Genomic DNA, 16,955 nt, shown 5'->3' on the forward strand with positions numbered 1-16,955 from the left:
GCTACAGTCGTCCCATCAGGAGCAGGATCAGCAGGATCACGACGACCAGGCCGAGCCCGCCGCCGCCGTAATAGCCGGTGCCGTAAAACGGTCCGCCGCCGATGCCACTGAAGCCGCCAAGCAGCGCAATGACCAGAATGATGAGAATGATCGTTCCAATTGACATCTAGCGTCTCCTCAGCCCCGCGGGCTCGTCTCGTTTCTGCCCTTCGGGGAGGAAAACAACCCGTAACTGTGAAGGTTCCGGAGTCGGCGGCGCGATAAAACTGTGTGGTTCTTCCGTTTGCCTTGGAACAGAACTACATCAACGAAATCCACAGAGGAGTGCATCGCAATGTCGGCGCCGCTGATCGTTTCGATACCCCATAGCCTCGGCCGCGACGAGGCGATGCGCCGCTTGAAAACGGGCCTGTCGCGCGCGACGGCGAACCTGCCGGTCTTGAGCGTCGACGAGGAGCGCTGGGACGACAACCGGATGAGCTTTCGTGTCCGGGCGCTGGGGCAGGTCGCGGCCGGGCATGTCGATGTCGAGGATGCCCATGTGCGGGTCGAAGTGACGCTGCCGTGGCTGCTGCAACGGTTCGCCGAGGTCGCGCAGGTGGCGATCCAGAAGCGCGGGAAATTGCTGCTGACCAAGCGCTGACGCATCAAACTAGAGCGTTTTCGAGCGAAGTGGACACCGGTTCGCGTGAAGAAAACGCGACAAAACAAGAATCTAGAGCTTCGGTTCTGATTCAATCAGAACCGAAAATGCTCTAGGCGTGCGAGCGCGCTCGCCTCGAGGTTGGTTTCGACGCCGTTGCGGCCTTGGCCTTTAGCACCGCGACCGGAAGATTGGCGAACAGCGCCGAGAGCTGAATCCTGGTTGCTCCATCCGGGAGTGCATACCCCGTCACGTCGATTTCACCTTCAAAAGCTTCGGGGCGCGGCCAGCTGCGGCCGCCTTGCGTGAATGGGGCGAATGATCTTGCCACCGCAACGATGGCCGCCTCGCGGCCATGGCGCCGCGCGAAGGCAATGACGTGATCGCGGTGCGGGCCGCTGACCGCGAGCGGCACGTAGTTGCCGCTGGTGAACACATCGGCCATCTCGTTGCGGAGCCGCAGCAGATGCCGCGTCCATGCGAATTTGAGACGGCCGTCGCGCCAGTTTTGCACCAACGCATCCCAATCCGGCGTCTCCAGTGTGGCGAGCATTCCTGCCCGTTCGGTAAAGTCGACCGGACGGCGGTTGTCCGGATCGACCAGCGAAAGATCCCAGCCTTCGGTGCCCTGGTAGAAATCCGGCACGCCCGGCATGGTTGCCTTCAGCGTGATCTGGCTGAGCGAATTCAGCGCGCCGATCAACGCCGTGCGCCGCGCCAGCGTCCCCAGCGCATCGAGGAATTCCGGCGAGGTCTTGCGATCGAGGATCCGCTCGATAAAGGCTTTCACGCCGGCCTCGTAAGGCTGGTGCGGATTGAGCCAGCTTGTTTCCTGCTTGCCCTCGCGCGCTGCCTTCAGCGCGTAGGCCTGGATGCGGGCGGCGAGCGAGGCGTCATCGGGATCCCAGGCGCCGAGCAGGGCCTGATACAGCATGTATTCGAACGTCGCCGATGGCGCGCGCATCTTGGCGTCGAGCACGAGATGCGGCGCATTCAGCACCTTCCAGCGCGCCACCGCGCTGGTCCATTCGCCGGGGATTTCCGCAAGCGCCATGATGCGGGCGCGGGCGTCCTCGCCGCGCTTGGTGTCGTGGGTCGCGGTCGCCGTCATGCCGTGCGGCCATTCGCGGGCGCGGGCCTGCATCATGGCGTGGAAGGCCTCGGGTGCGATCGCGCCCGCCGCCGGATCGCCGCCAACCTCGTTGAGCGCCAGCAGCCGGTGATAGCGATAGAAGGCGGTATCCTCCAGCGACTTCGCCATCATCGGCCCGGTGAATTGCTGCACCTTCAGCGCGAAGCGCCGGACCCGCGGCGCGCCATGCGGCGGCCGGCCGGGCTGCAACAAGTCCATGGTCAAGGCGTCGCGCAGGAAATCGAAGATGCCTTCGTCGGCGGCGAACCAGTCGGCGCGGGCGCGCTCGATGGTCTCGCGGATCAGTGCGCGGTCATGCGCGGCTGGTCCCGAGGCGGTGAGATAGGTGCGATAGACCGGAAAGTGCAGCACATAGAGCTCGAGCGCCTGCCGCAGACTGTCGCCGGAGAAGTCGCGGGTCGAGTAGTGTCCGCTGGCAATGCGCGCGAGCAGCCGCGCCAGCACGGTAAATTCGCTGGTGAGCAGCGTCTCCAGCACGCGCTGCTTGGCCTCGCGCAACACCGGCGTCAGGTTCGGCGACTGGTTGCTGATCTGGCGCCAGATCTCGTTGAGCGGATCGAGGCCGCGACCGTCGACCAGTGCCTGGCTGATCGTGTTCATCCATTCATAGCCGGTGGTGCCGTGAACGCCGCTGAATCTCGGCAGCTTCTCGTCCTCGCCAAGGATCTTCTCGATCACCATGTAGAACGGTCTGGCTTTCGCGCCCTGCGCGGAGCGGATCAGGCGGCGCAGCCGCTGGAAGTACTGCGCGGGATCGCGCAGGCCGTCGATATGGTCGAGCCGCAAGCCCTGCAGCCGGTCCTCGGCGATCAGCCGCTTCACAAGGCTATGGCTCGCCTCGAAGGTGGCGGCGTCCTCGACCCTGAGGCCGGCCAGCGTGTTGACGTCGAAGAAGCGGCGATAGTTGATGTCGCTGGACGCCAGCCGCCAGTGGCCGAGCTTGTAGTGCTGGCGTTCCAGCAAATGATGTAGCGCCAGCGTCTGGGTCGGGCGGTCCTCGCCGGCGCGATAGGCATTGAGCCCGCGCGCGATGAGGTCGGCGCCGCCCTCGATCGCCTTGATCGCCGCCTTCAGCGCCGGCGCCTCGAGGCGATTGGGATGACGCAGCCCCCGGTATTGCGCGGTGAGCTCGAGCATCGCGCGTCCGGCGGTGCTCTGTTCGGCAGCGGCCTCGCGGACGACGGTGCGCAGCACCTCGCCATAGCGCTCCGGCGCGATCGGCAGGCGGTGCTCGAAATACCAGGCCGAGAAGCTGCCTTCGTTCGCGTCATAGCGCAGCTCGATGTCGCCGCGCTCCAGCGCCTGGCCATAGGACGAGCCGAGGATCGGCAGCAGCACGCCGCCGCGCGCGCGATAGGGCAGCTGGTCCCAGTCGATGTCGAAGGAGACCGCGTGCGGCGACACCGGTCCCCATTCCAGCACATCGAGCCACCACGGATTGTCGGCGAAGTGAACGCCGACATGGTTAGGCACGAAATCCAGGATCAGGCCGAGATCATGGCGCTTCAATGCGTCGCTCAGTCGCGCAAAGCCCTCTTCGCCCCCGAGCTCCGGGTTGAATTTGGTGTGGTCGACGACGTCATAGCCGTGGGTCGAGCCCTTGCGCGCCTTCATGAAGGGCGACGCATAGACATGGCTGATGCCGAGCGCCTTCAGATACGGCGCCACGCCGGCGGCGGCATCGAAGTCGAAATCGGCAGTGAGTTGCAGACGGTAGGTTGCGATCGGGATCGCCGGAGGCATTGTGCTATCCGATGTGCCAGCGCACCGCCCAGCCGGGGAGGTCGCTCGACAACGCGCCGCCCCAGATCGCAGTTCCCTTCGGCTCCGGTCCATCGGGGATATCGCGATCGGACAAATTGGCGGTCAGCCGCAGCGTCCCGCCGTCGCCCATCTGCCAATGCGCCGTCAACAGGTCGTCCGCCACGATGGCGTCGCCGAAGCGGCACCCTCTGAGCCGCGGCATGATCTCCTGCCGGCGCACGGCGAGCAGGTCGCGCACCAGCGCAAGCCGTGCACGCGCCGGATCATGCCCGAGGGCCGCCCAGTCGAGCACGGCCGACCGCACCGTTTCGTCGGCGAGCGGGTCGGGAATGTCGTCGCCATATTTGGCATAGGCCCAGGCGAACTCCTTGCGCCGTCCGGCGCGGACAGCGTTGGCGAGATCGCCCTTGAAATCGCAGAAGAACGGGAAGGGCGTCGTCGCGCCCCATTCCTCGCCCATGAACAGCATCGGCGTGGTCGGCGCGATCAGCGTCACCGCCAGCGCCGCCGCGACCGCCTCCGGCCTGGCAATGCTGACGAGACGATCGCCGAGCGGCCGGTTGCCGATCTGGTCGTGGTTCTGCAGGAAGTTGATGAAGCAGGTCGGCGACAGCATGCCGCTCGGCTCGCCGCGGGCCTTGCCGCCCCAGAACTCCGAGACTTCGCCCTGGTAGATGTAGCCGGACGACAGCGCGCGTGCGAGGTCCTGCTTCGGCGTCCGGTAGTCGCCATAGTAGCCCTGCGTCTCGCCGGTCAGCAGCACGTGCCAGGCGTGATGATAGTCGTCGTTCCACTGGCCGCGGAATTTGCCGTGCGGCGGATCCTCGGCGGCATCGAGCAGGCTTGCAATGTTGTCGCCGTTTTCGAGCACGAGGTTGATGTAGCGGCCGGTCTCGGTGGCGAGCTTGCCGGCGGCCTTGCTGAAGTCATGGATAACGGCGATCTCGCCGGCTTCGACGATGGTGTTGACCGCATCGAACCGCAGCCCGTCGAAGCGATAGTCACGCAGCCAGCTCATCACGCTGCCGATCGCAAACGCACGCACCTCGGGCACGCGATAGTCGATTGCGCTGCCCCACGGGGTATGCGCGTCACTGAAGAAAGCGGGCGCATAGCGGCCGAGATAATTCCCTTCGGGGCCGAAATGGTTATAGACCACGTCGAGCATCACCATCAGCCCGCGCAGATGCGCTTCGTCGATCAGGGTCTTGAGGTCGTCGGGACGGCCATAGGCGCTGTCGGGCGCGTACCACAGCACCCCGTCATAGCCCCAGTTGCGCTTCCCGGCGAAATCCGCCAGCGGCATCAGCTCGAGCGCGGTGATGCCTGTCGCCACGAGATGATCGAGCTTGTCGATCATGGCGCGATAGGTGCCCTCTCGGGTGAAGGTGCCGACATGGGCCTCGAGGACGACGGTCTCGTGCCAGGGACGTCCGCGCCAGTCCGTCGCGCGCCATTTGAAGGCCGCGTGGTCGATCACTTCGCTCGGGCCGAACACGTCGTCCGGCTGGAATGCGGAGGCGGGATCCGGCACATCGACCTTGTCATCGATGCGGAATTTGTAACGCGTGCCGGCGCGCGCGCCTGGGATCTCGGCGACATACCAGCCGGCGGCGTCGCGCGTGAGCTCATGCGCATCGCGGCTTCGCGCATGCGGCTGGTCGATCAGGAGGTCGACGCGCTTGGCCGCCGGCGCCCACAGCCGGAAGCGTGTGCCGTCAGGTGTCAGCTCGGCGCCGAAATGTTGTCTATTCATGTGGAGCCTGCAAATGCCAGCACCGAGCGCGGGGGTGCCTTGGTATCGGCGCCGGATGCGAATTGCTCAGCCGTTTGCTCGGCCTTGGTTGTGTTCAGGACCTGCTGCCAGCTCCTGTATTCCGCCATCCTCGGCATCCTGAACACGATCTCCTGCGGTGCGGCATTGAGAACGATAAAGATCGGCGCCTGTCCTGGTTCCATCGGCCCCAGCACATAGGCGAGGAATCGGCTCTCCGGGAATTTCCAGTCGGATTCCTTCATCTCTTCCGCCGCGGGCGTCAGCCAGAGCACGCCGTAGCTGCCGTCGGTGCGGCGGCCGTCGAGCCAGCTCTGGCAGCGGATCTGGCCGAAGCGACGCCGCAGCGCGGTCAGGTGGCCGATGAAATCGATGGCGTCGTCATCCGTGCCGAGGTTCTCCCAGCCGATCCAGCCGGTTTCGTTGTCCTGGCAATAGGCGTTGTTGTTGCCACCTTGCGTGTTCGCGACCTCGTCGCCGGCGAGGATCAGCGGCGTGCCTTGCGCCAGCAGCAGGCATGCCAGCGCATTCTTCCTGAGCTGGCGGCGCAGCGCGATGATGGCAGGATCGTCGGTCGGGCCTTCATGGCCGCAATTGTTGCTGTGATTGTCGTTGGACCCGTCGCGATTGTCCTCGCCATTGGCCTCGTTGTGCTTCTCGTTGTAGCTGAAGAGATCGGCGAGCGTAAAACCGTCATGTACCGTGACGTGGTTGACGCTGGCGCGGGTCGCGCGGTTGTCGTGGTGAAACAAATCCGAGGACGCGGTCATGCGGCCCGAAATATCGCCGATCAGGCTGCCTTCGCCGCTCCAGTAGCGCCGCATCGCGCTGCGATAGCGGTCATTCCATTCCGACCATTGCGATGGGAACGCCCCGACCTGGTAGCCGCCGAGACCGAGGTCCCAGGGCTCGGCGACCATCTTGGCGGTTGCCAGCACCGGGTCCTGGCGGATCGCGGTGAGGAAGGGGTGGTTGCGATCGAACCCGTTCGGCCCGCGCGCCAGGGTCGTGGCGAGATCGAAGCGGAAGCCGTCGACATGGCAGACCTCGACCCAGTAGCGCAGCGAATCCATTACCATCTGCAGCACGCGCGGATGGGTGAGGTTGACCGAGCTGCCGCAGCCGGTGAAGTCGTCGTAGAAGCGCGGGTTCTCGCGGTTCAGCCAGTAATAGGAGGCATTGTCGATGCCGCGGAAGCACAGCGTCGGGCCCATATGGTTGCCCTCGGCGGTGTGGTTGTAGACGACGTCGAGCAGCACCTCGATGCCGGCATCGTGCAGCCGCGCCACCGTGGTGCGGAAGGAATCGAGCGCATTGTCCTGGGCGTAGCGTGCCTCCGGCGCGAAGAAGGCGATGGTGTTGTAGCCCCAGTAATTCGCCAGCTTCTTCTCGACCAGGATGCGGTCATCGATCAGGCCGTGGATCGGCAACAGCTCGATGGTGGTGACGCCGAGCCGTTTGAGATGCTCGATCATCGCAGGCGACGACAATCCGCCATAGGTGCCGCGCAGGTTCGGCGGCACGTCCTCGCGCTTCTGCGTCAGGCCCTTGACGTGGGCCTCGTAGATGATGGTGTCTTCCCAGGGAATGTGCGGCCGAATCTCGCGGCGGCCCCAGTTGAAGCTCTCGTCGACCACCACCGCCTTCGGCATGCCGCGGGCATTGTCGCGCCGGTCGAAGGAGAGGTCTTCGCGCGCGCTGCCGGTGCGATAGGCGAAATGCGCATCGCTCCACACCAGCCGGCCGGCGAGCCGCTTGGCATAGGGATCGAGCAGCAGCTTGTTGGCGTTGAAGCGATGGCCGCGCTCCGGTGCGTAGGGCCCGTAGACGCGATAGCCGTAGAGCTGGCCCGGCGAGACGTCGTTGAGGTAGCAGTGCCAGACGTCTTCGGTGCGCTCCGGCATCTCGATCCGCTCGAGCTCGCGGCGGCCCTGGCCGTCGAACAGGCACAGCTCGACCTTCTCCGCATTCGCCGAGAACAGCGCAAAATTGGTGCCTCTGCCGTCCCAGCTTGCACCGAGCCGCGCGGACGTACCCCCGGTCAGTCGCATCAATCAGCTTTCCGGTACGAGAAAGATCGCAGCCAGCGGCGGTATCGTCAGACTCAGTTCGGGCGTGGGGCCCTCCGATGTGCGGACCTCGCCGACATTGCCGACATTGGTGCCGCCGTAATGCGCGGAGTCCGAGTTGAACACCTCGTGCCACTTGCCCGCGAACGGCACCCGGACGCGATAGTTGCGGTAGACGTTGGGCGAGAAGTTCGCGACCACGAGGCAGCGTGCGCGCTCAGCATTGCCCTTGCGGATCCAGCCGAACACATTGTTGTTGGCATCGTCCGTGACGACCCACTCGAAGCCGGCCTGGTCGCAGTCGAGCTCGTGCAGCGCCGGCAACGCGCGATAGAGCCGGTTGAGGTCGCGGACCAGGTTCTGGATGCCGCTGTGCCTCGGCTGTTGCAGCAGATGCCAATCGATCGAATAGTCGTGATTCCACTCGCGCTCCTGGCCGAACTCGCAGCCCATGAACATCAGCTTCTTGCCGGGGTGGCCGAACATGAAGCTGTAATAGGCGCGCAGATTGGCAAAGCGCTGCCACTCGTCGCCGGGCATGCGGCCGAGGATCGAGCGCTTGCCGTGCACGACCTCGTCGTGGGACAGCGGCAGGATGAAATTTTCCGAGAAGGCGTAGTGCACGCCGAACAGGATGTCGCCGTGATGGAATTTGCGGTGGATCGGATCCTTGCCGATATATTTCAGCGTGTCGTGCATCCAGCCCATGTTCCACTTGTAGCCGAAGCCGAGCCCGCCATATTCGACCGGGCGCGACACCTGCGGCCATGCCGTGGATTCCTCCGCCGCCGTGGTCGCTTGCGGGAAGTGCGCGAACAATTCGGTGTTGAAGCGGCGCAGGAAATCGATCGCCTCGATGTTTTCCCTCCCGCCATATTTGTTCGGAATCCAGCCGCCGGCGGGACGGCTGTAGTCGAGATAGAGCATGGAGGCGACGGCATCGACGCGCAGCCCGTCGATGCCGTAGCGATCGAGCCAGAACAGCGCGTTCGACACCAGGAAGTTGGTGACCTCGGTGCGTCCGTAATTGTAGATCAGCGTGCCCCAGTCGAGGTGACGGCCCTGCAGCGGATTGGCGTGCTCGTAGAGCGCGGTGCCGTCGAAGCTGCCGAGCCCGTGCGGATCGTCGGGGAAATGCCCGGGTACCCAGTCGAGCAGCACGGCGAGCCGTGCGCCGTGACAGGCGTCGATCAGCGCGGCGAAATCGTCCGGCGAGCCGAAGCGGCTGGTCGGCGCGAACATGCCGGTCGGCTGGTAGCCCCAGGAGCCGTCGAACGGATGCTCTGATATCGGCAGGAATTCGACATGGGTAAAGCCCATGTCGCTGGCATAGGCTGGCAGCTGCTCCGCCATCTCGCGATAGGTCAGCCACTCGTTGCGGCCCTTGCGCCGCCACGACCCGAGATGGACCTCGTAGATCGACATCGGCGAGCTCAGCGCATTGACGCGATCCGGCGCCGGGCGCGGATGCGGGATCCTGCGCTCGTCGATCACGATCGAGGCGGTCTTCGGCCGTACCTCGGCGGCGAACGCCAGGGGATCGGACTTCAGCGGCAGATGCTGGCCGTTGCGCCCGATGATCTCGAATTTGTAGTGGTCGCCAACGCGAGCACGCGGGATGAACAGTTCCCAGTAGCCCGGGCCGCGCACGCGCATCGGATGCCGCCGTCCGTCCCAGAAATTGAAGTCGCCGACCACGCTGACCCGGCGCGCATTCGGCGCCAGCACCACGAAGCCGATGCCGTCGACGCCGTCGAGCGTCATCGGATGCGCGCCGAGCGTATCGTAGACGCGCTGATGTGTGCCCTCGCCGAGCAGATAGAGATCGAAATCGCTCAGGATCGGCGGAAAGCGGTAGGCATCCTCCAGCTCGACGACGTTGTCGCCGAAGCGGGCGCGGAGCTGGTAGCGCGTCGAGCCGTTCGGCAGGGGACCCGCGAACAGGCCGGCGTCATGGATCCGCGCCAGCGGCGCCGTCTCGCCATGCTCGCCGATCGCCTCGACATTACTGGCATCGGGCAGGAAGGCTCGCACGACGTTGCGATCGCCCTCGGGGTGAAGCCCGAGATAGTGGAAGGGGTCGGAGTGGCGGCCCTCGATGATGGCATAGGCCTCGGCGGGCAGTTTGCTCATGCAACCTCATGCGGTTGTTGCGCCAGGATCCTCAGCAGGCCGGTGAGCGGCACCCGCAGCCAATCCGGCCGGTTGGCCAGCTCATACTCGATCTCATAGAAGGCTTTCTCAAGCAGGAAAAAATTGAGCAGGCGATCGGCCGTCTTGGTGTCGGCGGGCCACAGCCGCTGGCCGGCCATCGTCTCGCGATAGGCCGCCAGCAGGGTATCCGCGGCCTGGTCGCGCCATTCGGCCAAGGCGAGGCTCAGCCGGCCGCTCTCGTCGGGGGAGACCTTGAGCGTCCGTTCCAGCGCGGCCGTTGCCGCATAGTCGATCGAACGGATCAGGCCGGCGACGTCGCGTGCCGGCGGTGCCTTGCGCCGCCGCTCGGCGATGGTGCGGCCCGGTCCGCCGTCGAAATCGATGATGAAGACGTCGTCCTTGACCACCAGCAACTGACCGAGATGCAGGTCGCCGTGATGGCGGATGTTGAAGCCGTCGGTCTCGCGCGGCAGCAGTGCCTTGAGCCGCTCCGGCAGCGTGTCGTGCTGGGCCTGCAACTGATCGGCCAGCAGCCGGTCGGCTTCCTTCAGGGAGCTGCGTCGCTGCTTCAGCGTATCGAACACGCGCTCGGCCCGCGCCATGATCTCGTCGGCCCAGCGCTGCAGGTCGTCGGGCTTGGTCGGCTCGGGCGCGAAGTCCGGCAGGTCGCGGTTGCTGGCGAGCGCGATATGCAGCTCGGCGAGCCGCTTTCCGCTATGCGACATGTGGCGCAGATAGGTCGCCTGGTCGCCGTTCTCCACGGGGTGCTCGCTCACCGTGAGCAGGCGCTGCCGTTCGACCAGGCGGTCGAGGTGTGCGCCTGCGATGGTCCAGAGGTCGCCCTGGTTGACGACCATCGCATGCAGCACGGCGATGGCGCTGCGCTTGTCGCCCTCGATCAGTTCGGCGGTGCCGAGCAAGGCAGGAGTGTTCGGAAAATTGACCACTTCGGTGAGGAAGCGGCCCATCTCGATCTCCGGATTGATGCCGACCTCGAGCTTGCGGTAGATCTTGGTGACATATTCGTTGTCGACCAGCGCGGTCGAATGCGGCTGATCGTTCTCGAAGACCCGGATGCGCTCGGGCTGCCGCACCGGCCGGTCGGAGAAGCGGCTGGTCGGCCGGAATTCGAGCTTGAGGCCTTGCTCGCCTTCGTCGACCGTGAGGTTTTCCCGCAAGTTGCGCAGGAACAGGCCGGTGAAGATCTGGTCGGTGGCGACATCGAGCAAGGTGCCCTCGCGCGCGCCCTGGCGCACGGCGGCGAACGCGCGCGGATTGTAGCGCTCGCGGTCGAAGCGCACCCACTCGATCTGCATCGGCAGCACGTAGCGGCTGGTGGTGCCGCGCTGCGTGGTCTCGAAGAAGGCAAGCCACGGCCGGTTGTCGCCGATGTCGCAGAACGGGATCGCGGAGACCAGCATCGGCTGGATCGCGCTGGCCGAGCGCTCCGGATACCAGCGCGTGCGGGCGAGATGACCGGGCAGCACGTCGTGCTCGAACACGCCGCGGGTGCGCGCCAGCGACATCCAGGTCGAATTCATCGGCACCACCAGCGTCTCGAATTCCGGCACCGCGCGCGGCGTCACCGGCTCGGACTTGTCGCGCTCCTGCAGCTGGAACCAGTAGAAGCCGTAGGGCGCGAGCGTGATCATGTAGGGCAGCTCGCCGATCGCCGGGAAGCGCGTGCGCCCGAGCATCTCGAGCGGAATGCGGTCCTTGAAGGCGGAGAGGTCGAGCTCGGTGGCCTGCGCCGACCGCGACAGATTGGCGACGCACAGGATTGCCTCACCCTGGTACTGGCGCACATAGGCCAGCACCGAGCGGTTCTCCGGGCGGATGAAGGTCATGGTGCCGCGCCCGAAGGCAAGCGTCGATTTGCGCACCGCGATCAGCCGCTTGGTCGCCGAAAGCAGCGACGACAGGCTGCGCGACTGCGCCTCGACATTGACGGATTCATAGCCGTAGACCGGGTCCATGATCATCGGCGCGTAGAGCCGCGCCGGATCGGCGCGCGAGAAGCCGCCGTTGCGGTCCGGCGACCACTGCATCGGCGTCCGCACGCCGTTGCGGTCGCCGAGATAGATGTTGTCGCCCATGCCGATCTCGTCGCCGTAATAGATGATCGGCGTGCCCGGGAACGACAGCAGCAGCGAGTTCATCAGCTCGATCTTGCGCCGGTCGTTGTCCATAAGCGGCGCAAGGCGGCGGCGGATGCCGACATTGATGCGGGCGCGCGGGTCGTCGGCGTAGGTCGACCACAGATAGTCGCGCTCGACGTCGGTGACCATTTCCAGCGTCAGCTCGTCGTGATTGCGCAGGAACAGCGCCCACTGCGCAGCGGCGGGAATGTCGGGCGTCTGCCGCAGGATGTCGGTGATCGGAAAGCGGTCTTCCTGGGCGATCGCCATGTAGATGCGTGGCATCAGCGGGAAGTGATAGGCCATGTGGCATTCGTCGCCATGGCCGAAATATTCCTGCACGTCCTCCGGCCATTGATTGGCTTCGGCCAGCAGGATCTTGCCCTTGGCATAGGCGTCGAGCTCCTGGCGCAGCCGCTTGATGATGGCATGCGTCTCCGGCAGGTTCTCGTTATTGGTGCCGTCGCGCTCGCACAGATAGGGAATGGCGTCGAGCCGGAAGCCGTCGACGCCGGTGTCGAGCCAGCGCTTCATCACCTGCACGATGGCCCGCACCACGCGCGGATTGTCGAAATTCAGGTCCGGCTGGTGCGAGAAGAAGCGATGCCAGTAGAACTGACCGGCTTCAGGATCCCAGGTCCAGTTCGACTTCTCCGTATCCGTGAAGATGATCCTTGTATCGAGGTATTTCTGGTCGGTGTCGCTCCAGACATACCAGCTGCGCGCGCTCGAATTCGGCGGGCTGCGGCGCGCGCGCTTGAACCACGCATGCTGGTCCGAGGTGTGGTTGACGACGAGCTCGGTGATGACGCGCAGGCCGCGCCTCTTGGCCTCCTGGATGAAGCGCTTGAAGTCCTTCATCGTCCCGAAATCGGGATTGATGTCGCCATAGTCGCCGATGTCGTAGCCGTCGTCGCGGCCGGGCGAGGGATAGAACGGCAACAGCCACAGCGCGGTGACGCCGAGCTCCTGCAGATAGCCGAGTTTCTCCGTCAGCCCCGCGAAGTCGCCGATGCCGTCATTGTTGCTGTCGGCAAATGCCTTGACATGCAGCTGGTAGATGATCGCGTCCTTGTACCACAGCTGGTCCGCAGTCTCGGTTGCGACCTTCTCCTTGATGTCGACGTTGGAGAATACGTTCATGACGGCTCCTTCAGGCGATACAGCGTAGCAGCAACGCGGGATCGCGCGCAGGATCGATACGTAGGCGGATGCCTCCCCATTCGAGCGCGTGGCGCTCGCCGGTGACAAGGTCTTCCACTGCCGAGACGGGGCGGCGGGCATCGCCACGGCCGACCATGACGTCGCCGAGCGGCAGCCAGACCTCACGCAGCTCGGCTGACAATGCAATCGCGGCCGCGATCACATTGCTCTGATCGACCGCCTCCTTGATGAAGCCGATCACGCCGCCGTCATCGACACTGATAAAGCGCAAATTGGCGAATTGTTGCAGGGCCGGACTGCCGCGCCTGATCCGATTGAGAGCCGCGACATAGGGCTTGATGTTCCCCGGCTGCTCCCAGTTGCGAACCCTGATCTCGTACTTCTCGGAGTTGAGATATTCCTCGCGGCCGGGGACCGGCGTGTGCTCGAGCAATTCGAAGCCGCTGTAGATGCCATAGCTGCTTGAAAGCGTCGCGGCCAGCGCGAGACGCGACTTGAACATCCAGGATTCGCCGCTTTGCAGGTGGAAGGGCAGGATGTCCGGTGTGTTGACGAAGAAATTCGGCCGAAAGAAGTCACGCTCGGGATAGGAGGTCAACTCGCCGAGATATTGTTCGAGCTCGAAGCGCTGCGTCCGCCAGGTGAAATAGCTGTAGGATTGCGTGAAGCCGAGCTTGGCGAGGCCCTTCATCAGTTTCGGGCGCGCGAAGGCTTCCGCAAGGAACAGCACGTCCGCGTCGCGGTCCCGCACCTCGCGGATCAGCCATTCCCAGAACGCCAGCGGCTTGGTGTGCGGATTGTCGACCCGGAAGATCCTGACGCCCTGCTCGACCCAGAACAGCACGACGTCGCGCAGCGCGCGCCACAAGGCGCCGGCGTCTTCGGACCCGAAATCCGGATTGACGACATCATCCCAGCGCTGCGGTGGATGCTCGGCCGTGCGCATCGATCCGTCCGGGCGCCGCTTGAACCAGTCTGGATGCTCGTTCAGCCAGGGATGATCGGGGGAGCACTGCACGGCGAAATCGAGCGCGACCTCGAGGCCATGCGCCTGGCATGCCGCCACGAAGGCGCGGAAGTCGTCGAGCGTGCCGAGTTCCGGATGCACGGCGTCGTGGCCGCCCTCGGCTGCGCCGATCGCGTAAGGGCTGCCGGGATCGCCCGCCTGTGCGATCGCGGCATTGCTGCGGCCCTTGCGGGGCTGCCGGCCGATCGGGTGGATCGGCGCGAGGAGGACGACGTCAAAGCCCATCGCGGCGATGTCGGGAAGCCGCGCGATGCAGTCGTTGAAGGTTGCATGCATGCCCGGTGTCTTGCCCTGGCTGCGCGGAAACATCTGGTACCATGCGCCGCTGCGCGCCCGCGGGCGGTCCGCGGTGAGGGGGTAGAGTTGCGATCGCATCAGATCGCGGCGAAACTGGCTGCCGGCCATCGCCTCCCGCAATTCGGGCGCGAGCAGCGCGCCTGGTTCGCCGGTCTGCAGAAAGATTTCGCACTGCCTGATGATGACGGCGGCCGCCGGGCTGCCGGCCTGCGCCTGGGTCAGCATGCCCGCGCCTTCGAGCGCGTCCTGCGTGTGGTCGCTACCATCGCGCGCCTTCTGCTCGAAGCGATGCCGCCAGCTGGCGAATTCATCGGTCCAGGCCTCGATCGCGAACGCGTAGCGGCCGGGCCTGTCGGGCACGAAGGCGCCGCCCCAGCGGTCGTCGCTGTGCGGCGTCATCGGCGCGACCTGCCATTCGCCGTCGCCCTCGCGCCGCCACACCAATGCCGCCGATATCACGTCATGTCCGGCACGGTAGATGTCGGCCCACACCTCGACAGGTTCGCCCACAATGCGCTTGACCGGAAAGCGGCCGCCATCAACCGACGGATAGACATCGGTGATATGAAAAGTGCCATGGGCACTCTCGACAGGCCGGAGGGTTTTGTTCACGGTGATGCCGCCATTAAAAATGCAAATGACGTCCCGGCGCCGGGAAGGAGGCGCGCCAGACCCATATAGAAAGCCGCTCGCCGGGCAATGGTTCCCGGCGGGAACGCCGGATAGGGTAGAGCGTTGAACATCAACTATCCCTTTCCCGTATCTGTACAATTTAGCAACGACACACCTACCGTTGCGAGCAGGCAGCGTGCCGAATGGACCTTTACGCCAAAGCCCAGACCCTGGGAATCCAGACCGAGTATATCGATGGCAGCGGTCACCGCCGTGTGACAACCCCCGAGGCGCTCACGGCGATCCTCGACGCGCTGCCGCCGCAGGCGCCCCGTCGGATCATCGCCGATCCCGTGGTGATCAGAGGCGGCCAGGCCGCGCAAACGCAACTCTCGGAGGCTGCCCGGCTTCCGGTGCAATGGAAGCTTGCGAATGGCACCGGGGTGCTCGCGCAGGGCGAGGCGCGTGAGCGCAGTGTGACGTGGCCGTCCGGTCTGCCCGAAGGCGTGCATCGGCTGCAACTGTCGGACGCATCTGGCAGCGAGGAGCTGCCGTTGCTGGTGGCGCCGCACGGCGCCTTCGGCGGCGAGTTCGACCGCTGCTGGGTGATCGCGGTGCAGCTCTACGGCGTGCGGTCCGCGCGCAACTGGGGCATCGGCGACTTCACCGACCTGCAGCACCTGCTCGAATTCGCCCACCGGCTCGGCGCCGACGGCGTCGGGCTCAATCCGCTGCATGCGCTGTTCGACGATCGGCCCGGCGATTGCAGCCCGTACTCGCCGAACAGCCGGCTGTTCCTCAATGGGCTCTACATCGACGTCGAGCAGATTCCCGAATTCCGCGTCGATGCCGAGACCAAGGCCGCGCTGGCACAGCTCCGCAGCCACGACATGGTCGACTATGTCGGCGTCGCGGCGCGGAAATGGCCCGCGCTGCGCGCGGCGTTCGCGGCCTTCAAGGCCAATCCCGGCCTCGGCCGTTGGCAGGATTTCGAGGCCTATCGCAACGAGCAGGGCACACTGCTGTCGCGCTTCGCCTGCTTCGAGGTGATGCGGCACAAATTCAACACGCCGTGGTGGGAATGGCCGGACGAATGGCGGCAGCCGAGCGATACAGCTTGCGCCAAATTGCGCCGTGCGCGCGACTCCGCCGCCGAGGTCGAGTTCGTCGAATTCGTGCAATGGACCGCGGACCGTCAACTCGGCGCCTGCCAGGCGCTTGCGCACAGGCTCGGCATGCGGGTCGGGCTTTATCTCGACGTTGCCGTCGGCGTGCAGTCGGACGGTTTCGACGCCTGGAATGAGCAGACCGCGATCTCGCGCCATCTCGGCGTCGGCGCGCCGCCGGACCCGCTCAACACGGCGGGCCAGGACTGGGGGCTTGCCGGCTTCAATGCCGCGGGCCTTGAACAGCGCTCGTTCGAGCCGTTCAGGCAGATGCTGCGCGCCTCGATGCACCATGCCGGCGCAATCAGGCTCGACCACGCGTTCGGGCTGAAGCGGCTCTATCTGGTGCCGCGCGGCTTCGGCCCGGCCAATGGCGCCTATGTGCTGATGCCGTTCGAGGCGCTGCTGGCGGCGACCGCGCAGGAGAGCGTGGCGAGCCGCTGCGTCGTGATCGGCGAGGACCTCGGCACCGTACCTCCGGGGTTCCGCGAGCAGATGAACGGCTGGGGCATCTGGTCCTATCTCGTGATGATGTTCGAGACCGACGACCAGGGCGTCTTCCGCAATGCCGACTACTATTTGCCGGATGCGTTGGTGACCTTCAACACCCACGACCTTTCGACCTATGCGGGCTGGCGCTCGTTCAGCGACCTCAAGACCAAGCGCGCGCTCGGGATCGATCCGGGCGAGAGCGACCAGGGGCGCTGGGATGCACTCGGCCATCTCGACGACGTGCTGCGCCGGCACGACATCCACGCCAACGATTTCTATTCGGTGGCGAGCTTCCTGGCACGGACGCGGTCGCGGATGATGGCGGTGTCGATGGAGGACCTGCTCGGCATTGTCGAGCAGCCGAACATCCCCGGCACCGTCTACGAGCATCCGAACTGGAAGCGGCGGCTCCCGGTCTCGATCGAGCATCTCGCGTCGGCGATCGACGTCGACGCGCTCAAGCGCGCGACCCGCGAGCGCTCGCACACCGGGTAACGCGGAG

General features: G+C 65.3%; 9 protein-coding genes. 2 read left to right on the forward strand and 7 right to left on the reverse strand.

Going from position 1 to position 16,955, the window contains the following annotated elements:
- Window position 1 precedes the first annotated feature (1 nt).
- Window positions 2-166, reverse strand: a complete 165-nt coding sequence (locus tag IF803_RS28085) for a DUF3309 family protein (RefSeq protein ID WP_076823921.1) — start codon at window positions 164-166, stop codon at window positions 2-4.
- 168 nt (window positions 167-334) lie between these two features.
- Here IF803_RS28085 and IF803_RS28090 point away from each other — a divergent pair, with 168 nt between their 5' ends.
- Complete coding sequence (locus IF803_RS28090) at window positions 335-643, forward strand: polyhydroxyalkanoic acid system family protein (protein ID WP_016846775.1); 309 nt, start codon at window positions 335-337, stop codon at window positions 641-643.
- Between the two features lie 112 nt (window positions 644-755).
- On the opposite strand, the gene treY is transcribed toward IF803_RS28090, so the two are convergent.
- Genes treY through IF803_RS28120 form a run of 6 tightly spaced genes read right to left on the reverse strand, consistent with a single transcriptional unit; the run spans window position 756 to window position 14,795 of the window.
- Window positions 756-3,539, reverse strand: a complete 2,784-nt coding sequence (treY, locus tag IF803_RS28095; RefSeq protein WP_461194245.1) for a malto-oligosyltrehalose synthase — start codon at window positions 3,537-3,539, stop codon at window positions 756-758.
- 4 nt (window positions 3,540-3,543) lie between these two features.
- Window positions 3,544-5,316, reverse strand: a complete 1,773-nt coding sequence (gene treZ, locus IF803_RS28100; protein WP_461194247.1) for a malto-oligosyltrehalose trehalohydrolase — start codon at window positions 5,314-5,316, stop codon at window positions 3,544-3,546.
- Window positions 5,313-7,385: a glycogen debranching protein GlgX gene (glgX, locus tag IF803_RS28105; RefSeq protein ID WP_461194249.1), complete on the reverse strand. Its 2,073-nt coding sequence runs from the start codon at window positions 7,383-7,385 to the stop codon at window positions 5,313-5,315. The genes treZ and glgX overlap by 4 nt, the downstream gene beginning before the upstream one ends.
- A gap of 3 nt (window positions 7,386-7,388) precedes the next feature.
- Window positions 7,389-9,536, reverse strand: coding sequence for a 1,4-alpha-glucan branching protein GlgB (glgB, locus tag IF803_RS28110; protein ID WP_461194250.1), 2,148 nt, complete (start codon window positions 9,534-9,536; stop codon window positions 7,389-7,391).
- Window positions 9,533-12,838 carry a maltose alpha-D-glucosyltransferase gene (treS, locus tag IF803_RS28115; RefSeq protein ID WP_461194251.1) on the reverse strand — a complete coding sequence of 1,102 codons (3,306 nt, stop codon included), beginning with the start codon at window positions 12,836-12,838 and terminating at the stop codon, window positions 9,533-9,535. The genes glgB and treS overlap by 4 nt, the downstream gene beginning before the upstream one ends.
- Window positions 12,839-12,848: 10 nt before the next feature.
- Entirely contained in the window at window positions 12,849-14,795 is a 1,947-nt protein-coding gene (locus IF803_RS28120; protein WP_461194252.1) for an alpha-1,4-glucan--maltose-1-phosphate maltosyltransferase, read from the reverse strand.
- A gap of 203 nt (window positions 14,796-14,998) precedes the next feature.
- Between IF803_RS28120 and malQ the strand changes: the two genes are divergently transcribed.
- Entirely contained in the window at window positions 14,999-16,948 is a 1,950-nt protein-coding gene (gene malQ / locus IF803_RS28125; protein ID WP_461194253.1) for a 4-alpha-glucanotransferase, read from the forward strand.
- The last annotated feature ends 7 nt before the right edge of the window (window positions 16,949-16,955 follow it).

This window comes from Bradyrhizobium sp. UFLA06-06 (genome assembly GCF_054820065.1).

Excerpts from the sequence above, each read along its gene's own strand:
- malQ (WP_461194253.1), top strand. The coding sequence starts at position 14,999 with ATGGACCTTTACGCCAAAGCCCAGACCCTGGGAATCCAGACCGAGTAT.
- treZ (WP_461194247.1), bottom strand. The coding sequence starts at position 5,316 with ATGAATAGACAACATTTCGGCGCCGAGCTGACACCTGACGGCACACGC.
- IF803_RS28090 (WP_016846775.1), top strand. The coding sequence starts at position 335 with ATGTCGGCGCCGCTGATCGTTTCGATACCCCATAGCCTCGGCCGCGAC.
- IF803_RS28085 (WP_076823921.1), bottom strand. The coding sequence starts at position 166 with ATGTCAATTGGAACGATCATTCTCATCATTCTGGTCATTGCGCTGCTT.
- treS (WP_461194251.1), bottom strand. The coding sequence starts at position 12,838 with ATGAACGTATTCTCCAACGTCGACATCAAGGAGAAGGTCGCAACCGAG.
- glgB (WP_461194250.1), bottom strand. The coding sequence starts at position 9,536 with ATGAGCAAACTGCCCGCCGAGGCCTATGCCATCATCGAGGGCCGCCAC.
- glgX (WP_461194249.1), bottom strand. The coding sequence starts at position 7,385 with ATGCGACTGACCGGGGGTACGTCCGCGCGGCTCGGTGCAAGCTGGGAC.
- treY (WP_461194245.1), bottom strand. The coding sequence starts at position 3,539 with ATGCCTCCGGCGATCCCGATCGCAACCTACCGTCTGCAACTCACTGCC.